The organism is Pseudomonas sp. GM21, assembly GCF_000282215.1.
GTDB lineage: Bacteria > Pseudomonadota > Gammaproteobacteria > Pseudomonadales > Pseudomonadaceae > Aquipseudomonas.
The window spans coordinates 44,136-68,979 of sequence record NZ_AKJS01000080.1 but is presented as its reverse complement, the minus strand read 5'-3'; the positions used below and the strand labels follow the sequence as shown (position 1 = coordinate 68,979).

General features: G+C 59.8%; 20 protein-coding genes and 1 pseudogene. 14 read left to right on the top strand and 7 right to left on the bottom strand.

The genetic code is table 11. The annotated features are described in order from the left end of the window. The first annotated feature begins 1 nt into the window (after window position 1). Together PMI22_RS16560 and PMI22_RS16565 are read left to right on the top strand one after the other, a co-directional pair. A complete protein-coding gene (locus tag PMI22_RS16560) occupies window positions 2-5,902 on the top strand; it encodes an Hpt domain-containing protein (RefSeq protein WP_007945484.1) in 5,901 nt (1,966 codons plus the stop codon). Then, entirely contained in the window at window positions 5,895-6,362 is a 468-nt protein-coding gene (locus PMI22_RS16565; protein ID WP_007945483.1) for a chemotaxis protein CheW, read from the top strand. Before PMI22_RS16560 ends, PMI22_RS16565 begins: the two co-directional genes overlap by 8 nt. 309 nt (window positions 6,363-6,671) lie before the next feature. On the opposite strand, the gene PMI22_RS16570 is transcribed toward PMI22_RS16565, so the two are convergent. From PMI22_RS16570 to PMI22_RS16585, 5 genes and pseudogenes are all read right to left on the bottom strand, one after another. Further along, window positions 6,672-8,861, bottom strand: a complete 2,190-nt coding sequence (locus PMI22_RS16570) for a lipase family protein (RefSeq protein ID WP_007945482.1) — start codon at window positions 8,859-8,861, stop codon at window positions 6,672-6,674. A gap of 12 nt (window positions 8,862-8,873) precedes the next feature. After that, complete coding sequence (locus PMI22_RS16575) at window positions 8,874-9,647, bottom strand: hypothetical protein (RefSeq protein WP_007945481.1); 774 nt, start codon at window positions 9,645-9,647, stop codon at window positions 8,874-8,876. Then, window positions 9,644-10,498, bottom strand: coding sequence for a DUF4123 domain-containing protein (locus tag PMI22_RS16580; protein ID WP_007945480.1), 855 nt, complete (start codon window positions 10,496-10,498; stop codon window positions 9,644-9,646). Before PMI22_RS16580 ends, PMI22_RS16575 begins: the two co-directional genes overlap by 4 nt. Beyond that, window positions 10,495-12,568, bottom strand: a pseudogene (locus PMI22_RS0129385) (type VI secretion system Vgr family protein). Before PMI22_RS0129385 ends, PMI22_RS16580 begins: the two are co-directional and overlap by 4 nt. A 289-nt stretch (window positions 12,569-12,857) precedes the next feature. Further along, window positions 12,858-13,244 carry a DUF6124 family protein gene (locus PMI22_RS16585; protein ID WP_007945477.1) on the bottom strand — a complete coding sequence of 129 codons (387 nt, stop codon included), beginning with the start codon at window positions 13,242-13,244 and terminating at the stop codon, window positions 12,858-12,860. 430 nt (window positions 13,245-13,674) lie between these two features. Between PMI22_RS16585 and PMI22_RS16590 the strand changes: the two genes are divergently transcribed. From PMI22_RS16590 to madM, 11 genes are all read left to right on the top strand, one after another. Next, on the top strand, window positions 13,675-14,304 hold the full coding sequence (locus PMI22_RS16590; protein WP_007945476.1) for a nucleotidyltransferase domain-containing protein: 630 nt from the start codon (window positions 13,675-13,677) through the stop codon (window positions 14,302-14,304). Then, complete coding sequence (locus PMI22_RS16595) at window positions 14,267-14,698, top strand: hypothetical protein (RefSeq protein ID WP_007945474.1); 432 nt, start codon at window positions 14,267-14,269, stop codon at window positions 14,696-14,698. Before PMI22_RS16590 ends, PMI22_RS16595 begins: the two co-directional genes overlap by 38 nt. 229 nt (window positions 14,699-14,927) lie before the next feature. Next, complete coding sequence (gene mdcA, locus PMI22_RS16600) at window positions 14,928-16,598, top strand: malonate decarboxylase subunit alpha (protein ID WP_007945472.1); 1,671 nt, start codon at window positions 14,928-14,930, stop codon at window positions 16,596-16,598. Beyond that, window positions 16,598-17,461 carry a triphosphoribosyl-dephospho-CoA synthase gene (locus PMI22_RS16605; RefSeq protein WP_007945471.1) on the top strand — a complete coding sequence of 288 codons (864 nt, stop codon included), beginning with the start codon at window positions 16,598-16,600 and terminating at the stop codon, window positions 17,459-17,461. The genes mdcA and PMI22_RS16605 overlap by 1 nt, the downstream gene beginning before the upstream one ends. Beyond that, on the top strand, window positions 17,461-17,760 hold the full coding sequence (locus PMI22_RS16610; RefSeq protein ID WP_007945470.1) for a malonate decarboxylase subunit delta: 300 nt from the start codon (window positions 17,461-17,463) through the stop codon (window positions 17,758-17,760). Before PMI22_RS16605 ends, PMI22_RS16610 begins: the two co-directional genes overlap by 1 nt. After that, complete coding sequence (locus PMI22_RS16615; RefSeq protein ID WP_007945468.1) at window positions 17,753-18,604, top strand: biotin-independent malonate decarboxylase subunit beta; 852 nt, start codon at window positions 17,753-17,755, stop codon at window positions 18,602-18,604. The genes PMI22_RS16610 and PMI22_RS16615 overlap by 8 nt, the downstream gene beginning before the upstream one ends. Next, the gene (gene mdcE / locus PMI22_RS16620) at window positions 18,601-19,404 is read left to right on the top strand and encodes a biotin-independent malonate decarboxylase subunit gamma (protein WP_007945467.1); all 804 of its coding nucleotides are present in this window, start codon (window positions 18,601-18,603) and stop codon (window positions 19,402-19,404) included. Before PMI22_RS16615 ends, mdcE begins: the two co-directional genes overlap by 4 nt. Beyond that, on the top strand, window positions 19,398-20,018 hold the full coding sequence (locus tag PMI22_RS16625; protein WP_033049198.1) for a malonate decarboxylase holo-ACP synthase: 621 nt from the start codon (window positions 19,398-19,400) through the stop codon (window positions 20,016-20,018). Before mdcE ends, PMI22_RS16625 begins: the two co-directional genes overlap by 7 nt. After that, window positions 20,015-20,926, top strand: a complete 912-nt coding sequence (gene mdcH, locus PMI22_RS16630) for a malonate decarboxylase subunit epsilon (RefSeq protein WP_007945465.1) — start codon at window positions 20,015-20,017, stop codon at window positions 20,924-20,926. Before PMI22_RS16625 ends, mdcH begins: the two co-directional genes overlap by 4 nt. Window positions 20,927-20,990: 64 nt before the next feature. Further along, window positions 20,991-21,407 carry a malonate transporter subunit MadL gene (gene madL / locus PMI22_RS16635; RefSeq protein WP_007945464.1) on the top strand — a complete coding sequence of 139 codons (417 nt, stop codon included), beginning with the start codon at window positions 20,991-20,993 and terminating at the stop codon, window positions 21,405-21,407. A 1-nt stretch (window position 21,408) separates the two neighbouring features. Continuing rightward, window positions 21,409-22,173 (top strand): malonate transporter subunit MadM, encoded by a 765-nt coding sequence (madM, locus tag PMI22_RS16640; protein WP_007945463.1) that lies wholly within the window; start codon window positions 21,409-21,411, stop codon window positions 22,171-22,173. Window positions 22,174-22,284: 111 nt separating this feature from the next. Here the strand turns inward: madM and PMI22_RS16645 are convergent, their stop codons facing one another. Continuing rightward, window positions 22,285-23,199 carry a LysR family transcriptional regulator gene (locus tag PMI22_RS16645; protein ID WP_007945461.1) on the bottom strand — a complete coding sequence of 305 codons (915 nt, stop codon included), beginning with the start codon at window positions 23,197-23,199 and terminating at the stop codon, window positions 22,285-22,287. 174 nt (window positions 23,200-23,373) lie between these two features. Here PMI22_RS16645 and trhA point away from each other — a divergent pair, with 174 nt between their 5' ends. Further along, window positions 23,374-23,991, top strand: coding sequence for a PAQR family membrane homeostasis protein TrhA (gene trhA, locus PMI22_RS16650; RefSeq protein WP_007945460.1), 618 nt, complete (start codon window positions 23,374-23,376; stop codon window positions 23,989-23,991). A gap of 111 nt (window positions 23,992-24,102) precedes the next feature. Here trhA and PMI22_RS16655 read toward each other — a convergent pair whose 3' ends face one another. Next, window positions 24,103-24,822 (bottom strand): 16S rRNA (uracil(1498)-N(3))-methyltransferase, encoded by a 720-nt coding sequence (locus PMI22_RS16655; protein ID WP_007945459.1) that lies wholly within the window; start codon window positions 24,820-24,822, stop codon window positions 24,103-24,105. Between the last annotated feature and the right edge of the window lie 22 nt (window positions 24,823-24,844).

The following is a 24,844-nucleotide window of genomic DNA, read 5'->3' as shown; positions in this document are numbered from 1 at the left end:
TATGGGTGATCGGCACGACTATGTGGCCCTCGAATGGGTCAAAGGCGAGATTGCCGAAACGCTGAAGCAGGCCCATCAAGCAATCGAAACCCTGCTTGATGACCCGCAGGCGTTGTACGCCCTGAGCGATTGCCTGGCCTACATCCATCAGGTGCACGGCAGTTTGCAGATGGTCGAATTCTACGGTGCGGCCCTGCTCGCCGAAGAGATGGAACAACTGGCGAGCGCCTTGCAGCACAACCGCGTCAGCCATCGTGACGAGGCGCTGCACCTGTTGATGCAAGCCCTCGGACAACTGCCGATTTATCTCGACCGGGTGCAAGGTGCGCGCCGTGACCTGCCCTTGGTGGTGTTGCCGCTGCTCAACGACTTGCGCAGTGCACGGGGGGACACCCTGCTCTCGGAAACCAGCCTGTTCAGTCCGCAACTGGTGGAGCTGCCGCCGTTGGACGACGCATCGCTGGCCCTGCTGGAGCCTGCGGATTTTGCCAATGTGCTGCGCAGATTGCGGCAGATGCTGCAAATGGCGCTGGTCGGGTTGCTGCGGGAACAGGATGACGACACCCATTTTAATTATCTGGCCAAGGTTTTTTCACGCCTTGAAGGGTTATGCGCTGATGCGCCCCTGAGCCCGCTGTGGCAAGTCGCCTCGGCACTGGTCGAAGGCATGCGCACAGACGTGATCGCCAACAGCCCGGCGCTGCGCAGCCTGTTCAAGGACGCCGACAAAGAACTCAAGCGTTTGCTCGAACAAGGCATCCACGCAATCAATCAACCGGCACCGCCGGAGCTGCTCAAGAGTTTGCTGTTCTACATTGCCAAGGCCGACCATCCCACCGGGCAGATGCTGACCATGAAAGATCGCTACTCACTGGACGATGCGTTGCCCGACAGCGCGATGGTCGATGAAGAACGGGCACGGCTGGCCGGTCCCGACCGCGATGCCATGCGCTCGGTGCTGGCTGCGCTCTGTGAAGAGCTGGTGCGGGTCAAGGAACGCCTGGACCTGTTCGTGCGCAGCGACCGTCAGCACACCTCGGACCTCGAAAGCCTGTTGGCGCCGCTGCGGCAAATCGCCGACACCCTGGCGGTGCTGGGGTTTGGTCAGCCGCGCAAAGTCATCATCGATCAACTGGCGGTGGTGCTGAGCCTGGCTCAGGGCCAGCGCGAACCCAACGACGCGATCCTCATGGACGTCGCGGGCGCCTTGCTCTACGTCGAAGCCAATCTGTCCGGCATGATGGGCACGGTAGAGCCCGAGAGCCAGGAAGAAAGCCGCCTGCCGACCACCGATCTGACGCAGATCCACCAGATCGTCATTCGCGAAGCGCGTATCTGCCTGCAACAAGCCAAGGACATGATCGTCGACTACATCGATGCCGACTGGGATCGCCAGCATTTGCAGGCATTGCCGGCCTTGCTGACCCAGGTGCGCGGTGCCTTGTCGATGATCCCGTTGAGCCGTGCGGCGAGCCTGATCGAAACCTGCAATCACTTCATCCGCGAGCATTTGCTGGTGGAGCCGGACCAGCCCGACTGGCAGGAGCTGGACAGCCTGGCCGACGTCGTGACCAGCATCGAGTATTACCTGGAGCGCCTTGGCGATGATCCTGAAGCACCGGGCGAACAACTGCTCGATGTCGCCGAAAAGAGTTTGGCCTCGCTCGGTTTTTTCCCCAGCGAATTGCAAGTGCCGATGCTCGACGATGTGCTCAGCCCGAGTGAAGCCCGGGTGATGCAGGAGATGCAGGAACTCGATGACCCCGAGATCGCACAGTCGCTGGCCGATGTGCTGGCCAACCCCGTGTCGTCCGTCAACCCGCCCGCCCTGAACACCCCGGGCAGTCTGTTGCCGCCGCCCGCCGGTGAAGAGCCGGTTGACGATGAGCTGCGCGAAGTCTTTCTCGAAGAGACCGATGAAGTTCTGGATATTCTCCAGGAATACTTGCCGCGCTGGGCGGTCAACCCGGATGACAAGTCGGCCTTGAGTGAGGTACGCCGAGCCTTCCACACGTTGAAAGGCAGTGGCCGGATGGTCCGGGCGCTGGTGCTGGGCGAGCTGGCCTGGGCGGTGGAGAACCTGCTCAACCGTGTGCTGGAGGACAGCATCGCGCCTGGGGCCGCCGTGCAACAACTGCTTACCGAAGCACTGAATCTGCTGCCGGAGCTGGTAGCCGAATACGCCGGCAATGCCCAGCGTCAGCGAAATGATGTCGACCAATTGGCCGCGCGCGCACATGCACTTGCCAAGGGCGATGCGCCGGCCAGCGATGAAGATACCCAGGACGTCGCGGCCCTTGACCCGCTGTTGCTGGAGATCTTCCGCAAAGAAGCTGAAACCCATCTGGCCAGCCTCAACCGCTTTCTCGATCAGGCCGCCGAGCATGTGCCGCTTCAGGCCAGCGATGAGTTGCAGCGGGCGTTGCACACGCTCAAGGGCAGTGCCTCGATGGCCGGCGTCTTGCCGATTGCCGAACTGGCAACGGCACTGGATCAACTGGCCCGCGAGTACAAGGCGCACCAGATTGCACTGGATCTGGACGAAGTCGAACTATTGCTGGAAGCCGAAGGGTTGTTCCGGCTCGGGTTGCGACAACTCAAGACGGATCCATTGGCGCAGATACGCGGCGCCGGCCCATTGATCGAACAAACCCGGGCGTTGCTCGCTGAACATTTGCAAAAGCAGTCGAGCACGCCCAATACCGCGCCGCGAACCAAGCGCGATCCGCAGCTAATCAACAACTTTCTGTCCCAGGGCATGGACATCCTGCTGGACGCCGAAAGCCTGTTGCAGCGCTGGCAACAGCATCCTGGTGAGCGTCAGGAGCTGACCGCGCTGCTCGATGAGCTGACCACCCTCGGCGAAGGCGCGCACCTCGCTGACCTGCATCCGGTGGACGCACTCTGCGAAGCCTTGCTCGACCTGTATGGCGCGGTGGAAGAGAGCAGCCTGGCGGTCAGTGAGCGGTTTTTTCATGAGGCGCAACAGGCTCACGAAGCGCTGATCAACATGCTGGATGAACTGGCCGCTGGCCAGGAAATCAGCCCGCAGCCGGAACGTATCCGGGCCTTGCGCGGTTTGCTCGACGAAAGTCTGGATCCGTCCGCCATGGGCCTGATTCGCAGCGATGGCAGCCGTACCCTGAGCATCCGCGAGCTGGGCAGCGCCACCGCTGAACTGGAGCAAGCGGCGACCCAGGTGGATCTGGATGACGAAATCGTTTCGATCTTCCTTGAAGAAGCGATGGATATCCTCGAAAGCGCCGGCCAGGCGCTGCAGCGCTGGTTGAGCGACCCGGACAACGCCGCGCCGCTGTTGTCCTTGCAGCGGGATTTGCACACCCTCAAGGGTGGGGCGCGGATGGCCGAAGTCCAGCCGGTCGGCGACCTCGCCCATGAACTGGAAAGCCTTTACGAAGGCTTGGTGGACCGCCGTTACAACCACAGTGAAACCCTGGCGCAGTTGCTGCAACAGAGCCATGACCGGCTCGCGGTGTTTCTTGAGCAGTTGCAGAATCAGCAATCGCTGGGGAACCCGGGCGAGCTGATCGAGGCGATTCGCGAGTTTCGTCAGGGCAACGCCAACGCCGCCGAAGTTGCGGAGTCTGCGTCGGTCAAGGATTCGCCGGGGCAAGATCCCGAGTTGCTGGAGATCTTCCTGGAGGAAGGTTTCGACATCATAGAAAACTCGGGTGCCGCGCTCGTGCGCTGGCAGGCCGAACCGTCGAGCCGGCAGGAAATTGAAACCCTGCTGCGTGACCTGCACACGCTCAAGGGCGGCGCGCGAATGGTCGAAATCGCGCCGATTGGCGACCTTGCCCATGAGCTTGAATTTCTTTACGAAAGCCTCTCGGCGGGCGCGCTGCAACCGAGCGCGGCGTTGTTCATGTTGGTGCAAAGCAGTCACGACCGGTTGGCGCAGATGCTCGATGCGACCCGCGCCGGGCAACCATTGCCGCCCGCCGACCGCTTGATCGACGCGATCAAGAACTTCAGTCACCCGGCGGTGCTGCAACCGGCCATTGTGGCGCCCGTTGCCGTCAAACCCGAGACGCCCGTGCCGCAAGCCGAAGCGGGCGCCGACATGGTCAAGGTCTCGGCGGAACTGCTCGACGACCTGGTCAACCTGGCCGGTGAGACGTCAATCTTCCGGGGCCGTATCGAGCAGCAGGTCAACGATGCACAGGTCACCCTGAGCGAGATGGAAACCACCATCGAGCGGATGCGCGACCAATTGCGCCGGCTTGATACCGAAACCCAGGGGCGCATTCTCAGCCGCCAGCAAGTCGACGCCGAACGCCAGGGCTACGAAGAATTCGACCCGCTGGAAATGGACCGCCACTCGCAATTGCAGCAACTGTCGCGTGCGCTGTTCGAGTCGGCCTCTGACTTGCTGGACCTGAAGGAAACCCTCGACCGGCGCAACCAGGACGCGGAAAACCTTCTGCAACAGCAGGGCCGCATCAATACCGAATTGCAGGAAGGCCTGATGCGCACGCGCATGGTGCCGTTCGAGCGGATGCTGCCGCGTTTGAAGCGCATCGTTCGTCAGGTCTCCAGCGAACTGGGCAAGGACGTGGAATTCATCGTCGGCAACGCTGAAGGCGAGATGGACCGCAACGTGCTCGAACGCATGGCGCCGCCGCTGGAACACATGCTGCGCAACGCTGTGGACCACGGTCTGGAATCGGCGGAGGTGCGAGTCGCGGCCGGAAAACCGGCCAAGGGGCGGATCACACTCGACTTGTCCCGCGAGGGCGGTGACATGATTTTCGACATCCGCGACGACGGTGCCGGCGTACCGCTGGATGCAGTGCGACGCAAGGCGATCAAGCGCGGCTTGCTGGCGGCCGATGCCGAGATCAGTGATCGCGACGTCTTGCAGTTCATCCTGCAACCGGGGTTTTCCACGGCCGAGAAGATCACCCAGATTTCCGGGCGTGGCGTCGGCATGGACGTGGTCCATGAAGAAGTTCGCCAGCTCGGTGGCTCGATGATCATCGACTCTGTACCCGGGAAGGGTGTGCATTTCCGTATTCGCCTGCCGTTCACCGTGTCGGTCAACCGCGCGCTGATGGTGCAGTGCTTTGAAGATCAATATGCGATCCCGCTGAATACCATCGACGGCATCGTCCGTGTGCTGCCCAATGAACTGGAAGGGCATTACCGACTCGATCCTCCCCGGTACAACTACGCCGGGCAGGACTACGAACTGTGCTACCTCGGCGAGCTTCTGAAAACCAGCACCCGCCCGAAACTGCTGGGGCAAAGCCTGCCGTTGCCGGTATTGCTGGTGCAATGCAACGAGCGGCAAATTGCTGTTCAAGTCGATTCCATGGCCGGCACCCGCGAGATCGTGGTGAAAAGCCTCGGCCCGCAGTTTGCGGCGGTGCAGGGCTTGTCCGGCGCGACGATTCTGGGCGATGGCCGTGTGGTGCTCATTCTTGATTTGCTGGCGCCGATCCGCGCCATGCAGGCACCTGTGCCGCAGCAGGTGTTGACCCAGGACAGCGAAGTCGAACCTCACAAACCCTTGCTGGTGATGGTGGTCGATGACTCGGTGACGGTGCGCAAGGTCACCAGTCGTTTGCTCGAACGCCATGGCATGAACGTGCTGACCGCCAAGGACGGGGTCGACGCCATGTTGCTGCTCGAAGAACACCTGCCGGACCTGATGCTGCTGGACATCGAGATGCCACGCATGGACGGCTTCGAAGTCGCGACCCAGGTGCGCGCCGACGAGCGTTTGCAGCACCTGCCGATCATCATGATCACGTCGCGCACCGGGCAGAAACACCGCGACCGCGCGATGGCCATCGGCGTCAACGATTACCTCGGCAAGCCGTACCAGGAATCGGTGCTGCTGGAAAGCATCGCCCTGTGGAGCAAGTCCCATGCTTGATGACCATTTTTACCAGCGCACCAACAACCTCACCGGCCTGCTACTGCCCTTGGCCGACCGCAACCTGATCGTGCCCAACGTCGCGGTGGCGGAGCTGATCGACTATCAGCCGGGGGCGTTCGATCTGGATACGCCGCCGTGGTATCTGGGGCTGGTGACGTGGCGCGACCGGCAAATTCCGTTGCTGAGTTTTGAATCGGCATGCGGTAATAAAGTCGTGATCGGCGAGCGGGCGCGGATCGTGATTCTCAATGCGCTGGGCGGGCGGACAGAGTTGAAGTTCATTGCGTTGCTGGTGCAGGGGATTCCGCGGTCGTACAAGCTCGATAGCCAGTTGAGTTATGTCGACGTGCCGTTGTGCCCGCTGGAGCAAGCGGCGGTGCAGGTGGGGGAGCAAGTGGCCAAAGTGCCTGACTTGCTGGCGCTGGAGGAGTTACTGGTAAGTGCCGGGTTGGTCTGACCGGCCCCATCGCGAGCAAGCTCACTCCCACAGGTTTTGTGTTCGCCGCCGATCCAATGTGAGAGCGAGCCTGCTCGCGAAGGCGACCTTCAATTCACCAAAAATCTAACGGCTAAACCTTGGCCTGAGCGCGCATCTGCATCTGCAACGCCTCGTAATGGTCCAACGCCCGCTCCACCAACAAATGCACGCCATCCGCCAAAGCGGCTTACGAAACTGGGCCCCGCTTCAAATCTGGCGGGTAACCGCTCAACTTTGAGGGTGTGGGGACCGCAGGAAACCAAGCATTCGTCGACCGTTGCATTTTTTTCAAACGATCGAATCTATATCGAGGGTATGCGGCGCCCCGATGGTATGTCCGTAGATCGATGCCAATAGCGCCTCATCATTTCCGGTGCTTGGCGCCATGGCCATCTGTTCAGCGACTCGATTTTCTGCGTGGGCAAGCCAGCGTGGCAGATTTTCTGCCAACCACTCAGGTTGAGCTGATAGCGAGCCGTAAACATCCTTTTCGCTTATGCGCTGGTGCCAAAGGGGCTCCAGTCGAGCGCGAGTAGCTTGTATTTTTCCGACCTCATGATTGAGGGCATCGATCGCCTTTTCGTGAGTGCGTACGTAGGCGTCGGGACGCGCCCGCAGGTCGCGACGCTTATCGCGCAACTGCTGGAAGATTCGCATCAGAGCGTTTTCTATCCATTCAAACTCCCGGTCAGTAACGATGGAACGTTTCGACGTTTGCGCTTCCTGCCAGCGCCGTAGCGTTGCCCAGCACACAGGGATATAGCTGCCGACCATCGAGTGGTTTGCGCCATTGAAGAGTTGAGTCAGCAACGAAGGGCGATCAGGGAGGCCGTTTTGTTGCTGGATGGCCACCGAGCAGGCGGCGTGCTGGGTAATGGTGTCGCAACCGGGCTCCCACAGGATCATGGATATTTCCTTGCGGCTGAACTGCACCGGCATCGCGTGACGCAAGGTGCCGTGGTGGTCGTAAGGTTCGCCTGTCCAGTTAGTGATGCCGGCTACAAATACGGAAAGGCCGGCGGGCACATTGACGAAGGTCAGCGCTACCCCAGTCCCGAAAACACCAGACTTGGTGTTCATCCAGGTGCCGGGCACGCTTGGCACCGGGTCGTTGTGGGCGACCATGCGGTAATGCACTAGACCCTTGGCATCGGTAACGAAATTGGCATCGCCGGCGCGAGGGGCGCCGTAGGTGTAGAGCTGGATGTTGTAGTTGAAGCCTGCTCGTCGGCGCAGCATTTCGGAGAGCAGTAATGCCACTGCGCCCCCCAGGCTGTGGCCGCAGATTAGTAGCTTTTGCCCGGTATAAAACCTGTCCAGATATTCGGTGGCAAAAACAGCCGCTTTCTTTGCCGCCTTATAGAACCCTCGATGCACATGTCCCAGTCCTTCCTCAAATGGCACTTGAAGCGCATCGGCATCGCGCAAGCCGTCCGCGATAATTTCATAGGTGCCACGCAGCGAAATCAGAATCAGTTCGTCGTGGTGGGTAATGAAGGCCTGTGTATCAGTCGATTCCGCGCCCAGCTTCCTATCGTCGAGGAAATGGATCTTGGCGGGGTGTTCCTGATCTTCACCCAGTTCCGGGTCGTTTGCCGTATAGAGATTGGTGTCGAAGGGCACTAGCTCCAGTCGCTTGGAGTACGGCACGTCTTCGTACAGCGGGTAGTAAGCGATTTTTTGCGTCGAATCGACTTTCCCGAGTTCTTCAAACTTGGCCAGAGCGTCCCCGAACCAGTTGCCCACGCTGGGTTGCAGAGGAAAACTCACTGTGGCGGTTTCAACGGGTTGCGTATCGGGGTTTTGGCCAAAGGGGCAATAGCTCAAGGTGGCCATCAGCGCCAGTTGATACAGGTTGAGCGCGCAGAACTCGGGGTCGGTCGATAGCATGGGGCGCAAGGCCCGCAACGGCCGCACTTCCAGCACGGTGTGCTGCAGCGGCAATAGCGCCACGCCCAGCGCGCCATGTGTGCCCATGATTTTCGCCGGCCCGGTACTGTGCGGGTAATGGCGATAAACCTCAGGGGGCAAATGCGAAACATGCCTGACCAGATGACGCACCTCGACCTGAAAATATTGATCCGCGCAGGCTTGTGCGGGGTTGTCTCGGGTGCGGGTCGAATTTTGATTCAGAAAGCGGGTTTGCTCGGCGCGTACCTGGAGTTCGGTGATTTCTAGGGGGTAATGGGGCCTTGTTCGTAAGTCTTTATATAGCTCTTCTGACCCTTGGTACTTTTGATCAACGATGAGAGCAATCGGTCCAGCAAAGTGATTAGTAACCTTGCCTGTGCCGGTAACATCCAGGCTGCCGCTGTAGGTTTTCCCTTCTGAATCGGTTACCACGTAGGCCAACCCTGCGTAGGGTTCGCCAGAGCCGAATTCGTCGACCAGTTGAAAACTGCTCCATCGACCCTGTGCGGGGCATGCCAATACGCGGCTGCTCAGTGGCGATCTAAGATCTTTTTCCAATGACGTCATGTCGTGAATTCCTTATTCAGTGCAGCCAGGGTAAATGGTGCATTGCCGTCCGTCGGGCATCAGAAAGCCGCTGAAGTCTTTGTAATTACCGTTGCAGTAAGCACGTTGATCTTCATAGCCTTTGCCCATGCAGCGTTTCCAGCCATTCGGAACTTTGACCCAAGTGTCTCCCCAGCCAGGCCTTTCCTCGTCGGCCAACTTGATGTGCATTTTCACGATTTTCCCCGGCAGCTGATCGAGGGTGTACGCCGAAAACGGACGACCCCGCCCCGGTTCGCCCAGCGCATCGGTTTTTTTGCAATCAAGGAGTTTTACAATGCGTCGGTTTGTCCCTACGGTGCGGAACAGCCATTGGCATTGGCCGTAGAAGACACTTTCGCCAACTTCGCTGAAGGTGCCTTTGTAGCGATCCTCCAACTGATCGCGAATGGCAATTCCGGCTGTGTCTCCGCTTTGATCGCCCCAGTCCTTGCCATAAGCCGATTTGATATCCAGCTTGATTCGGCTAATGATCAGCGGGCACCCACTGACCGTTCGACGCAGGGCAATCTCAGCGTTTGGCTGGTAGTTCTCACGCCATTTCATGTTGAACCCGACTTCGGTATTGCGCCCACCGGGCACGGTGCAGGTTTCGCCTTTGGCTGGCACATACACGGCAATGGCCTGATACGCGAAGTCGGGAGGTAAATCGGCGGTAAAGGTGAAGGTGTTCGGCTGACTGGTGACGCAGCCTGCGGTGAAGGCGAGGCAACAGCCCAGACTTGCGGTTAGTAATGCACGTTTCATAGCGGGGCTTCTCCTTGCCAAAATGCCGTTGCCTGATGCACCCGTTCGAAGTGCTCGGGCGGGGTTTCATCAGGCCGCACCTGCCAGTGCGGCGCCAGTGTATAGGCTGGCGCCTGCAAGCTCTGGGTCAGCAGAAACTCCAATTGCTCCGGCGCCAGCCAACCCCATGCCGCTGCTTGCGCCAGTCTGTCGCGCAGCCACGCATCGGGGTCATGTTGCTCGGCAAGTTGGGCGTAGGCCCGGACATGTTCCGCCAGCAGGTAACGATGGGCATTGGTCATGCGAGTCTGATCAGACTGCTCATTGGTTGAAGGGACTTGGTGCCAGAGCGGCTGATCCGGCACCGGGTAAGTGCCGGGGGCTGGATTATCGGTACTTTCCCAACGCGCCCCCTGCCAATGGCACACGCTGATCGCCGGCCCGAGATAGGCCGGATAGGCGTCGACAGGTAGATGCGCAAGTGCTCGGCCCAATACCCGATTATCGTGAAAGCGATACAGCGATTGATTAGGGCCTACGCCGACAATCAGACGCTCCTGCCAATGCTTGACCAGTGCGGGCAGGTCGCCCTGTTGAATGCTGGCGAACCAGCCCCAGTTACGCTCCGGATGCGTGAGCAATTCGTCGATGTGTCTGTCGTCGGCATGATCGAACGTGAAGATGAACGGTCCGGCGTCGGCCAGCTCAGCGACCGGCGTCTTGCCGTATACACTCAGGAATTGGTCGAATTGGCAGCTCTTCAAAAGGGACTGGCGGATGTCGCGCTCGTTCTCCGAATCCAAAACGATACACAGGGCATGGCCATTGCGTCGTTGCTCGGTTATCCATTGACGCAGTAATGAGTCAGTCATGCGGCGACTCCTTGCGTCAGGCAGACGCCGTCGCGGCAAGCCTCGCAAATCGGACAGAAATCCGAACCCATCGCGCTGCTGGCTGCCATTAGCGCACGTTGGCTTGGCGCGATCATCGGGGGCAGTTCCGGTGGCGTCAGCAAGGTGTCAATTGACCCTGGCAGGGATATCGAGGCGGCTGAGCTTACGATTGGAGCACCGCCGACCTGATATTCGCTACTGCCGAAAATCCCGCCGTGGCCGACCACGAAATGCTCGCCACCTGCACGCAGGCTGATGCTTGCCCCTGCATCCAGGACAATATGCGCACCGGCCTTGATGTGGACTTGCTGGCCTGCTTCGATCACCAGCGTTTGATCCACTTTGGTATGACTGTTGCGGGCGACATGCAGGAAGTCATTGGCCTTTAACTGGACTCTGCGGTCGGCGGTGATGGTTCGATGCTCCTCGGCCTCGAGTACGCTGATGCTGTTGCCTTTGATGGTTTCCCTACGCTCGTTGCCGACCTCCAAGCGGCTGTCGTTTTCGATCTTCTGCTCCATGTCGCGTTGGGTGCGCAGGTAGATCAACTCCCGGCCGGTGCGGTCTTCCAGGTGCAATTCGTTGAATCCGCTGCTGTGCGGCGAACTGCGTGAGCGAAACACGCTACGGGTTTTGTGTTCGGGCAGTTTGTAAGGCACCGGGTTGGCGCTGTTGGCCAGACACGCACTTATCAGCGGTTGATCGGGGTCACCTTCGAGGAAACTGACCAGCACTTCCATACCCACTCTCGGGATGGTGATGCTGCCATGGGTGTTGTCCAGCCCAATTGGAGGCCACCCGTAGCCAGCAACTACTTTTACCGTCGTGGTGACCTTCGCGGTCCCAGAAAAACTGGACCTTGACCCGACCATATTGGTCGCAGTGGATTTCTTCGCCTTTGGGGCCGGTGACCATGGCGGTCTGATTGCCCTGCATTCGCGGCTTTTCGTAATCGTGTGGCGGACGGTAGAAAACATCCCACGGCGCGGCGACAAACTGGTTTCGATAACCTTGAACAAGTTCATTCTCATGGCCTGAAGCGCCGCTGGTGGTGTTTTCTTCAAGCACCTGCGGTTGTTTACATTCGTGGCGAACTTCTGTCAGCAGCCAAAGATCGTTCCACTCAGTGCATGGATGTTCCGACATTTGCAGAAAGTGGCCCGACACCAACATTGGCTGATCGCTATTGCCCTCCACTAGCAGGTAGTCGGAACGATGGCGCTCCAGCGCGCGCTTACTCAGCAGTTTTCCCCGCTCTCGCAAGATAAAACGGCCAGGGTAGTCGTAGTCTTCCAGGTCTGGCTGTGCGAGATGGGCGTCAGGTTGGTAGTCAGACTCCAGCAGAATGCGGGACTTTTCAAAATCGTAGTCACGGCGGGTGGTACGACTGGGCCGTGCTTCGAGCCGGTCTTGAAAATGCTTGATCACCGGCCCCTCGGCCACCATGCCGCTGTCCTGCTTGTAGGGCGTTGGCCGGTCAAGTTTGGGGAACACTGTTTGGTCATCGCCAAAGACCATCAAGTGTTTTTCGCGACTGTGCCTGAAGTGGTAATGAATACCCTCCTCTTGGCAGAGGCGTTGAATGAGGTGCAAATCTGACTCGTTGTACTGCACGCAGTATTCACGTTTCGGGTAGGTGGTACCCAACTGAAACAGGTGAAGATCACGATTGATGCCGTGCTCCTCCAGCACCTGCGCAATGATCTGCGGGACGGTCAATTGCTGAAAAATACGTTGATTGATGCGATGAACCAGATAAGCCACCCGAGGAACGAGTGTCACGCTGTAACGAGTCAGACGCTTACCGGCATCGCCTTTGGCAACGCGATGTATTTGACCGTGAATGCCGTTGCCAGCGCTGAAGGAAAGAAACGCTTGTTTATGCAGCAGGCTTTCTCGATCAATGTTCGGCCTCTCGCTGACCAGAACCACTTCGAAGGCATAGGGTGTGCTGATCGCTTCCTTGCCTTTGAACTGTAGGACTTGAAGGTCGTGCTCCATATCCTGAATGGTCAGATTGAAGCGTGCGACATGGCTGTGGTTAAACATCCTTTGTTCCTTCGACGGCCGCTGAGGTGTTCACATCCTCATTTGTGAGGCGGATGCGAGTGACCGGAAAACTAACAATCGTGCCGAAGAAAAAATGTAAGACGGTTCTTTGAGCGTCGTAGGACGGGGCTCTGAATGTTGAGCCGGCTACGTTTTTACTTACGCGATCACAAGCAGATTCGCACCCACATAGAGCCCAGTCGTTTACACACATTGTGTCCGCTGAAGCTCAACGGTGAGAGCGAGCCTGCTCGCGATGGCGACCTTCAATTCACCAAAAATCTAACGGCTAAACCTTGGCCTGAGTCCGCAGCTGCATCTGCAACGCCTCGTAATGGTCCAACGCCCGCTCCACCAACAACTGAACGCCATCCGCCATTCGGCTGATCGCCAAGGCGACCGAGCGGCGAGAGCCTTCCACATCGTCTGCCAGATCGGCAGCAATCGCGCTGATCGACAGCATGTCTTCAGAGGCGTTGGCCAGCAGGGCTTCGGCGTCGATGTCGGGGCAGACAGTGAAGAGCTGGGATTTGTTACGGCGTCCCGGTGGTTTGTCGCGAGCAGGGGGGAAGTAATAGGAGAACGCGCGGTCGGCGGCTTCCTTGAGTTTTTCGGCTTCGAGGGATGGGGCGGAACCGGTGTCGGTTTCCGGGGGGTTGGGAGTAGCTTTAAACATGGTGACTCTCCGTACAAGGGTGAAGCTGACCCATTCGGTTTCCAAGCGAATGGTGGCAGCTGTACGCGGTTGGAAACCCGGGGTACGGCCCGGCAGACCCTAAGGTCTTCCGCGCACAGCCGCCATAACGGAGTGCACACTTTGAAGGTGCGCAAGCATACGTTATGAAGGACGCTTTTGCGTCCCGTACTCATGGGGTTTCCAGCCCCGGTCGCTGAATTGTCAGCGACCCACAAACGATAAAGCCCAGCGCAAAACCCCACCAGTCAGCGGCTTCCGGCATTGCTGTAAGCATCGCGGCCAGAATGCGTAGCCTCACGCCCTTCCTGCTTACAAACTTTTAAACACAAAACCTCAATCGACCAGCCCAGGTTGAAGATTCCCAAAAAGGGACCTATCGTTCCCTTTTTGGGACTCATCGGTTGCCACTGTGAAAAACCTTTCCCTCAGCGAAGCCCTGTTCACGACAACTCAGCAAAAAGTGCTGGGCTTGTTGTTCGGCAAACCCGACCGCAGTTTTTACGCCAACGAGATCGCCCGCTGGGCTCAAGTCGGTAAAGGCAGCCTCATGCGCGAGCTGGATCGGTTGCATCAGGCCGGCGTGCTGACCCTTAGCCGTCAGGGCAACCAGACCCACTATCAAGCCAATCCGCAATGCCCGATCTATGCCGAACTGTTGGGCATAGCCCGCAAGACGTTCGGTATTGCCGAGCCTTTGCGCCAAGCGCTGCAACCCTTTGCCGAACAGATCACCTGGGCATTTGTGTACGGCTCCATCGCCAAGGATTCGGCAAACGCATCCAGTGACATTGATCTCATGCTGATCGGCGAAAGCCTCCACTACAGTGACGTGATGGAACGGCTCATGCCTCTGGAAGAGCAGATGGGCCGCGTCCTCAACCCGACGCTCTACACCCCCGACGACTGGGCCGCAAAACTGGCGGCTGAAAACAGCTTTGTCGTGCGGGTGGCGCAGCAGGACAAGATCAACCTGATGGGGGGAAACCCTTTGGAGTCCAAGGATGGGCAGCAACGAGAATCTGGAGAACCTGATACGTAGCGGTGGACTGAAAGCCGAGCCGCCGGATCGCAAGGAATGCGAAGGACTGATGCGTTCCGCGGTGGATCGATTGAAAGATGCGCAAACGTCTTCGCTTTCCTTCGCAAGCCGTTTTGACCTGGCTTACAACGCTGCCCATGCCTTGGCTCTGACGGCTCTTCGCTTGTGTGGTTACCGTTCAGACAAGAGATACCTGGTGTTTCAATGCCCGGTTCATACCGCTGATATTGGCAAAGTGCAGGTTCGGTTATTCGCGCTGTGCCATGAGCGACGAAACCTGGCGGAGTACGAGGGCTACATGGATGAAGATCCGGCGTTGTTGGCGCAGTTGTTGGAAAGCGCTGAGCAGTTGCTGGTTCGTGTGCAGCAGCTGATGACTGGGTTGAAATGTTGAAACTGCGGTGATTTTTCCGGCCCCTTCGCGAGCAAGCCCGCTCCCACATTTGATCTGTGTACGCCGATCCAATGTGGGAGCGGGCTTGCTCGCGAAGGCGCCAGTCCAGGCAACAGATATCTCCAACCAACCATTACCCTGACCGTAACGATCCACCGCTCAGCTTGATTGATGCCCCCACCCAACACTCCTAAGGTGACTTCCACGAAAGCGAACCCGTGGAGTGGTCATGACAACAACAATATCCCCCGACTCGCGATGGACGCGCCGGCGCAGCGAAAAGCAGCGGCGTCTGGCGTTGGTCAAGCATTTCGCCGATGGCGTAGTCCTGCACACCGACAAAATAGTCGCGGCGCTGGAGGCGCTTATCCTGCCCGGCGACCGCGTGGTGCTGGAGGGTAATAATCAGAAGCAGGCGGATTTCCTGTCCCGCTCACTGGTCAAGGCTGATCCCGCCAAGCTGCATGACCTGCATATGATCATGCCCAGCGTCGGCCGTGCCGAGCATCTGGACCTGTTCGAACGCGGCATCGCCCGCAAGCTCGATTTCTCCTTTGCCGGCACACAAAGCCTGCGTATCAGCCAGTTGCTGGAAGACGGCCTGCTGGAAATCGGCGCGATTCACACCTACATCGAGCTCTATGCGCGACTGGTGGTCGACCTGATTCCCAACGTCGTGCTTTCTGCCGGTTTCATGGCTGACCGCGCCGGTAACATCTACACCGGCCCCAGCACTGAAGACACTCCAGCTTTGATCGAACCGGCTGCGTTCAGTGACGGCATCGTCATCGTCCAGGTCAACCAGTTGGTCGACGATGTCAGCGACTTGCCGCGCGTCGACATCCCCGCATCCTGGGTCGATTTTGTGGTGGTGGCGGACAAGCCGTTCTACATCGAACCGCTGTTCACCCGCGACCCACGGCACATCAAGCCCGTACACGTGCTGATGGCGATGATGGCCATCCGTGGCATCTACGAAAAACACAACGTTCAGTCGCTGAATCACGGCATCGGTTTCAACACTGCCGCCATCGAATTGATCCTGCCGACCTACGGTGAATCCCTCGGACTCAAAGGCAAAATCTGCCGCAACTGGACGCTCAATCCGCACCCGACCTTGATCCCGGCGATTGAAAGCGGCTGGGTCGAAAGCGTGCATTGCTTCGGCACCGAACTGGGTATGGAAAACTACATTGCCGCACGGCCGGACGTGTTCTTCACCGGCCGCGACGGCTCGCTGCGTTCCAACCGGATGTTCTGCCAACTGGCCGGACAGTACGCAGTGGACCTGTTCATCGGCGCGACCCTGCAAGTCGACGGCGACGGTCATTCCTCCACCGTGACCCGCGGACGCCTCGCCGGATTTGGTGGTGCGCCGAACATGGGCCACGACCCGCGCGGTCGCCGTCACGGCACGCCGGCCTGGCTCGACATGCGCCACGACGATGCGCCTGAAGCCTTGCTCGAACGCGGCAAAAAACTCGTGGTGCAAATGGTCGAGACCTTCCAGGAGGGCGGCAAACCGACCTTCGTCGAAACCCTCGACGCCATCGACGTGGCGAAGAAAAGCGGCATGCCGCTGGCGCCGATCATGGTCTACGGCGACGACGTCACCCACCTGCTGACCGAAGAAGGTATCGCCTATTTGTACAAGGCGCGCTCGCTGGAAGAACGCCAGGCGATGATTGCCGCCGTCGCCGGGGTGACCGCCATTGGCCTGCGCCACAACCCGAAAGACACCGCACGCATGCGCCGCGAAGGGTTGATTGCCTTGCCCGAAGACCTCGGCATCCGCCGCACCGACGCCACCCGCGAACTGCTCGCAGCGAAAAGCGTGGCGGATCTGGTCGAGTGGTCCGGTGGCCTCTACAACCCGCCCGCCAAGTTCAGGAGCTGGTAATGCACGCACTCAACCTGCAACCCACAACCTTGAGCCTGGCGGAACGGCTAGCCGATTTGGCGGTGGACGCGCTGATCGACGAAGCGGACCTGTCGCCGAAACCGGCGCTGGTCGACCGTCGTGGCAACGGCGCCCACACCGATTTGCACCTGGGGTTGATGCACGCTTCGGCGTTGTCACTCTGGTCCGCGTTCAAGGAAATGGCCGAAGCCGCTATCGAATGTGGCGAAATCGGTTTGCCGCTGCGCGAAGCGGTGGGGCGGATTGGCCGGGAAGGGGAGCAAGCGATGCTCGCCACCACGGGAGGTGTGAATACCCATCGCGGGGCGATCTGGGCCTTGGGCCTGTTGGTCACTGCCGCGGCGCTTGAGCCGGCCGGTTCCATCACCTTGCGCGCCGCACGCCTGGCGTTGCTCGACGACCGTTACGCACCCCGTCCCCTCAGCCACGGCGCCCAAGTCGCCCAGCGCTACGGCGCCCGAGGTGCCCGTGAAGAAGCACAGCTGGGTTTTCCTTCTGTGGTGCAACGGGCATTGCCGCAACTCAAACGCAGCCGCGCCGCCGGCCACGGAGAGCAGAACGCCCGGCTCGATGCCTTGCTGGCGATCATGACCCGACTGGCCGACACCTGCGTGCTCTACCGCGCCGGCGAAGACGGCCTGCGCACCATGCAACTTGGCGCCCAGGCCGTGCTCGATGCAGGCGGCAGCGCCAGCCTTGCCGGTCGCCGCCGTTTGCATGAACTGGATGAACAATTAATCGCGTTGAATGCCTCGCCCGGTGGTGCTGCCGACTTGCTCGCAACCTGCCTGTTTATTGACCGTATCGAGTCGGGCGATGGGCTCATCCTGGGAGTATTTTGATGGAAACCTTATCCTTTGAATTCCCCGCCGGGCAGCCGCCACGCGGTCGCACGCTGGTGGGTTGTGTCGGCTCCGGCGATCTGGAAGTGCTGATCGAACCAGGTCAGGCCGGCAAGCTGACCATCAACGTGCAGACTTCGGTCAATGGCGCGCAACAGCGCTGGCAGCATCTGTTCACGCGGATGTTCGACGGTCAGACACCGCCGGCGATGGCCATCGATATCCACGATTTCGGCGCGACACCGGGCGTGGTGCGCTTGCGTCTGGAACAAGGCTTTGAGGAGATCAGCCATGACTGACAGCGCACAACTTCTTAACAAACACAGCTTCATCGAACTCGGCGCCCGGCAACGAGCGAAAGCCTTGCTCGACCCCGGCACCTTCCGCGAATTGCTCGACCCGTTTCAACGCGTCATGTCGCCGTGGCTGGAGCGCCAGGGCGTGGTGCCGCAAGCCGATGACGGCGTGGTGATCGCCAAGGGCAGCATCGGTGGATTGCCGGTGGTGATCGCGGCTATCGAAGGCGCATTCCAAGGTGGCAGCCTCGGTGAAGTCGGCGGGGCGAAGATTGCCGGTGCGCTGGAACTGGCCGCAGAAGACAACCGCAACGGCATTCCAACCCGCGCCGTGCTGCTGCTGGAAACCGGCGGCGTGCGTTTGCAGGAAGCCAACCTCGGACTGGCAGCGATTGCCGATATCCACGCGGCGATTGTCGACCTGCGCCAATACCAACCGGTAATTGGTGTGGTGGCCGGCAGCGTCGGCTGCTTTGGCGGGATGTCGATTGCTGCCGGATTGTGCAGCTATTTGCTGGTGACCCAGGAAGCGCGACTTGGCCTGAACGGCCCGCAAGTCATCGAACAGGAAGCGGGCCTTGAAGAATACGACTCCCGCGACCGCCCTTTCATCTGGAGCCTGACCGGTGGCGAACAGCGTTTCGCCAGCGGATTGGTGGATCGTTATGTCGCCGATGAAGTCGCGCAGATTCAGCAGCAGGTCAATGAACTGCTGCAACTAGGTTTGCCCGCGCAACAACGTAGCCGTCAGGCGGGTCTGTTCCTGCAACGGTTGGCGCGTCTGGACGCCACACCACAAATCGAACCGGCGACGGTTCGCGATCTGTACCAGGGAGCGCGCTCATGAGCACCTATTCGCTAAGAGGTTTGAACTGGTTCAATGCCCTGAGCACAGGGGCCAAGCTGGTCGAAGGTTTGCCGGCTTCATTGAAGGTGGCCGATGGCGTGCTGGGTGATCAGCCTGTCCGGTTTATCGCAGTGGTGGCTGATCCGGACAACCGTTTTGTCCGTGCGCGTAACGGTGAAGTCGGTTTGCTGGAAGGTTGGGGCTTGGCGAAAGCGGTGGATGACGCGATCGCCGCTGATGTGGATAAACCGCACAAGCGCGCCTTGATCGCCATCGTCGATGTGCCGAGTCAGGCTTATGGCCGACGCGAAGAAGCCCTCGGCATTCACCAGGCATTGGCCGGGGCCGCAGACAGTTATGCCCGTGCCCGTTTGGCCGGTCATGCGGTGATTGGTTTGCTGGTGGGCAAGGCGATGTCGGGGGCATTTCTGGCTCATGGTTATCAAGCCAATCGGTTGATCGCCCTGCGAGATCCGGGAGTGATGGTGCATGCGATGGGCAAGGCTTCGGCGGCGCGGGTGACCTTGCGCAGCATTGAAGAACTTGAAGCGCTGGCCGCCAGCGTGCCGCCGATGGCCTATGACATCGACAGCTACGCCAGTCTCGGTCTGTTGTGGGAAACCCTGTCGGTGGAACAGATTGAGCAGCCGACGGTAGCCGATCTGGCGCGGGTGGCTGAATGCCTGAATCAGGCGATTGGCGATGTGGCGGCCCACGGTCACGATCTGAGCAGTCGCTTGGGTGCAAGCAACCGTGCCGCTTCGAGCAAGGTGCGCCAACTGTTGAGAGCGCAGTGGTGAACACGCTTATGGCCCACGATCTGCTCTGGGGGATGACCCCGGAGCAGTTGCCTGCGGATGCACCTGCGTGGGTGAGCGAATCGCTAAGCGCGGGGCAGCCGGTGGTGGTTCGGCGTGCGCTGAGCGCTGCGGGTCTGGTCGCGGTCGGTGTGCGTGGGCGTTTGCGTGAACAGCGTTTTGCGACGCTGATGCCGGCCGATGCCATTCAGCGCCGAGTCAAACCGGAAGACCTTTGCCACGTCTCGATCGATCGGGATTTGCCGGCCTTGCGTGCCCTCGATCAACTGCGGCCGATACTCGATGAGTGTGGTTGGGTGTGGGGTGTCAGCGGCAGTGCCGGGTTTGAATTGGCCAGCGGCTTTGTTGCCTTGCACGAGGGCAGTGATCTCGATTTGATTCTGCGCACGCCGCAAGCGCTGGAGCGTTCTCAGGCGCACGCACTGATGAAGATTCTCGATGCGGCTGTGTGCCCGGTGGACATGCAGTTGCAGACGCCGTTTGGCGCTGTGGCCCTGCGCGAATGGGCCGGTTCTGCTCGGCGTGTATTGCTGAAGAATGCCACCGAAGCCTGTCTGGTGAGCGATCCGTGGAATCCGCAGGAGCAAGCCGCATGAGCAGTTTGCTGGTGTTCCCCGGCCAGGGCGCGCAGCAGCCGGGCATGCTCCAGCGTTTGCCGCGCGAGACGGTGAACGAGGCGAGTGAAGTGTTGGGTGAAGAGGCGTTGTTGCTGGATGGTGACGAGGCCTTGAAGTCGACCCGTGCGGTTCAGCTTTGCCTGTTGATCGCCGGCGTGGCGGCATCACGCCAATTAGCCATGGCGCCGGATTACGTGGCCGGATTGTCCATCGGCGCTTACCCGGCAGCGGTGGTGGCCGGTGCCTTGAGTTTCAGCGATGCGCTGCATCTGGTCAGCCTGCGCGGTGAGTTGATGCAGCAGGCTTATCCACAGGGTTACGGCATGACCGCGATCATCGGCCTGGAGTTGTCCACAGTCGAAGGCTTGCTGGCGCAGGTTCACAGCGTCGATACGCCGGTGTACCTGGCCAATATCAATGCCGATAACCAGATAGTGATTGCGGGCAGCGACGGGGCGATGAACGCGGTGGCGGTGCTGGCGAAACGTAGCGGTGCAGGTCTGGCCAAACGGCTGGCGGTCAGTGTGCCGTCGCATTGTCCGCTGCTGGATGCGCCGGCTAAAACCCTGGCCGAAGCCTTTGCCAAGGTGCCGCTGAAAACGCCGTCGTTGGGTTACCTCAGTGGCAGCCGCGCCCGGCCCATCATCAATGTCGACGCCTTGCGCGATGACCTCGCGTTCAACATGTGCCGCGTCGTTGACTGGCGTGGCACGGTACAAAGCGCTTATGAGCGCGGCGTACGTCTACAGATCGAACTTCCGCCCGGTGCGGTGTTGACCGGGCTGGCGCGCCGGGTGTTCGAGCAGGGCACTGTGATTGCTTTCGACGGTGCGCGGCTCGACACCTTGCAGGCGCTGTTGCGTGAGGAGGGAAGCCGCCAACCCTAGACCCCGACTCAGGCCTTCGAACAACAAAAACAACATTCGACGATGCACTTTGAGGACTACAACAATGATTATTTACGGTGTGGCGCTGTTGGCGATCTGTACGCTGGCGGGAGTGATCATGGGCGATGCGCTTGGCATGTTGCTGGGCGTCAAATCCAACGTTGGCGGGGTCGGGATCGCGATGATCCTGCTGATTTGCGCGCGGTTGTGGATGCAAAAGCGCGGCGGCATGACCAAGGACTGCGAGATGGGCGTCGGTTTCTGGGGCGCCATGTACATTCCGGTAGTGGTCGCGATGGCCGCGCAACAAAACGTGGTGACGGCCTTGCATGGCGGGCCAGTGGCGGTGCTCGCGGCGATCGGCTCGGTGGTGCTCTGTGGCTGCACCATCGCCTTGATCAGCCGGACGCATAAAGGCGAACCCTTGCCCGATGAACCGGTGGACATTACCCCGGTCGGCACACCTGTAGGAGGTCGTTGATATGTGGGAATCCATCGAGAAAGGCCTGACCACGAACAGTCTGGTCACCGCGTTCGCATTTGTTGGCGTAATCATGTGGGTGTCGGTTGTCTTGTCGAAGAGGCTGACATTCGGGAGGATTCACGGCTCGGCGATTGCCATTGTTATCGGGCTGGTCCTGGCGTGGGTTGGCGGAACCATGACCGGCGGGCAAAAAGGCCTTGCGGACCTGACATTGTTCTCGGGCATTGGTTTGATGGGCGGCGCAATGCTGCGCGACTTTGCCATTGTCGCCACTGCATTCGAAGTTCAGGCCACCGAAGCGAAAAAGGCCGGGTTGATTGGTGTGATTGCGCTTTTGCTGGGCACCATTTTGCCGTTCATTGTCGGCGCGAGCATGGCTTGGGCGTTTGGTTATCGTGATGCGATCAGCATGACTACCATCGGCGCGGGAGCGGTGACCTACATCGTCGGGCCAGTGACCGGGGCAGCGATTGGCGCCAGTTCCGATGTGATGGCGTTGTCGATTGCCACCGGGTTGATCAAGGCGATTCTGGTGATGGTCGGCACGCCGATGGCGGCGCGCTGGATGGGCCTGGATAACCCGCGTTCGGCGATGGTGTTTGGTGGGTTGGCCGGGACGGTCAGCGGCGTGACGGCCGGGCTGGCGGCGACGGATCGGCGGTTGGTGCCATATGGCGCGTTGACGGCGACTTTCCACACCGGGCTTGGGTGCTTGCTGGGGCCTTCGTTGTTGTACTTCATTGTTCGCGGGATTGTGGGTTAAACCGAAGCATCGACTCTGAATGTACCGACGCCATCGCGAGCAGGCTCGCTCCCGCAGGGAATTGCATTCCAAGGTGGGAGTGAGCCTGCTCGCGATGGCCGTGACACGGTTTCAGGGCTGGCGATTGGCGTACATCCGGCACTCCGCCAACAACGCCAGCAAGTTCGGATCGCGCTCCTTGGCCTTCAAGAACACCACGCCAATGTGTTGCTGCAACCGATAGCGTTCCTGCAACGGAATCAGCTTGACCCGGTTCTCATACACCGCCGCAATCCGCCCCGGCAGCAACGCATAACCTACCCCCGAGCTGACCATGCTCAGCAAGGTGAAGATGTCGTTCACCTGCATCGCCACTTTCGGCTCGAAGCCCGCCTGCTTGAACACCCGATTACCGTCCTGGTGCGTGGCAAAGCCCTGCGTCAGGGTAATAAACGTCTCGTCACGCACTTCGGCCAGATCGACCTCGGCGCGTTGGGCAAACTTCGAGTCAGCCGGCGTGGCGAGAAAAATGTCATCCGAAAAAAGCGCAATCTGCTCACAGTCCGGGTCGTTGACGCTCTCGTCCAGCGACACCAGGATCGCGTCGACTTCCAGGTTCTTGAGCTTGTACAAAAGGTCGAAGTTCGAACCGAGGATCAAGTCGATGTTGAGTTCGCTGCGGCGGATTTTCAGGCCCATGATCAACTGCGGCACAGTCTTCACGGTCAGTGAGTACAGCGAGCCGAGCTTGAAGCGTTCAGCGGAAAAGCCGGCAGCTTCGCGGGTCAGGCGCACGGTTTCGACCACGTCCTGAATCAGCTTCTGCGCCCGTTCTTCGAGCACATACGCACTTTCCAGCGGCGTCAGGTTACGGCCCTCGTGTTTGAACAGCGGGCAGCGCAGGGCGCTTTCCAGGGAATGGATGGCGCGATGCACGCTGACGTTGCTGGTCTGCAACTCGGCGGCCGCGCGAGCAAGGTTGCCGGTGCGCATAAAGGCCAGGAACACCTCGAGTTTTTTCAGGGTCAATTCTTCATCGATCAGCATGGCCTGGACTCTTATTCGAATGGCTCGATTGTGCACGCATGCGATCTTTTTTGTGGGAGCTATGTAGGAGCTGTCGAGTGAAACGAGGCTGCGAATTTTTGACCGCAACCTCGTTCCACTCGACAGCCTCTACAGTTTGCGCGATGTTGCAGTGAATTTTGAGGTGAGCAACGCATGTATCACGGGGAACGATTGAACGCCTGGACGCATTTGGTCGGGGCCGTGGCGGCAACAGTCGGGGTGGTGTGGATGCTGGTGATCGCCAGCATGGACGGCAGCCCGTGGAAGATTGTCAGCGTGGCGATTTACGGTTTTACCTTGATGGTGCTGTACAGCGCCTCGACCGTTTACCACAGCGTGCGCGGGCGCAAGAAAGCGATCATGCAGAAAGTGGATCACTTTTCGATCTACCTGCTGATTGCCGGCAGTTACACACCGTTCTGCCTGGTGACCCTGCGCGGGCCATGGGGATGGACGTTGTTCGGGATTGTCTGGGGGCTGGCGCTGATCGGCATCCTGCAAGAGATCAAGCCGCGCTCTGAAGCACGGATTCTGTCGATCGTGATTTACGCGGTGATGGGCTGGATCGTGCTGGTGGCGGTCAAACCGTTACTCGCGACGCTGGGCACTGCGGGGTTTGCGTGGCTGGCGGCGGGCGGGATCTTGTACACCGTGGGCATTATCTTTTTTGCCCTGGATCATCGTTTGCGGCATGCCCACGGGATCTGGCATTTGTTTGTGATTGCCGGGAGCTTGCTGCACTTTGTGGCGATTTTCTTTTATGTCCTTTAAGACCGCGTCGCGGCCATCGCGGCGGTGCGGCGATCCGACAAGCCCGCTCCCACATTGAATCGGCGAATCACCAAAAATCCCTGTGGGAGCGGGCTTGCCCGCGATGAGGCCCTAGAAGTCACCCCAAAGCTGTTGGGCGACCGCTAACGCCACCACCGGCGCAGTCTCTGTGCGCAACACCCGCGGACCCAGTCGGGCAGCATGAAAACCAGCCGACTTGGCCTGATCGACTTCAGCATCGGACAATCCACCTTCCGGGCCAATCAGAAACGCCAATGTCCCCGGCTTCGCATGACTCACCAGCGGCTCCGCCACCGGGTGCAGCACCAGCTTCAACTGCGCTTCAGTCTGCTTCAACCAATCCACCAGCAGCAGCGGCGGGTGAATCACCGGCACCCGAGACCGCCCACATTGCTCGCAAGCACTGATCGCCACTTGGCGCCAGTGCATCAGGCGTTTGTCGGCGCGCTCGTCCTTCAGCCGGACTTCACAGCGGTCGCTGAAGATCGGGGTGATTTCAGTGACGCCCAGTTCGGTGGCTTTCTGAATCGCCCAGTCCATGCGCTCCCCCCGGGACAGGCCCTGGCCGAGATGGATCGCCAGCGGCGATTCAACCTGCCCGGCGAAGCTTTCATCGATCTGCACGACGACGCGTTTCTTGCCAACCTCCACCAGCGTGGCGCGAAACTCGTGTCCCGAACCGTCGAACAACTGCAAGGCATCGCCCTCGGCCATGCGCAGCACACGGCTGATGTAATGGGCCTGGGCTTCGGGCAACTCGTGTTCGCCGGTGCTCAGGGGGGCGTCGATAAAGAAGCGGGACAGTCTCATCTTGGGTCTCTAGTGAATTCGA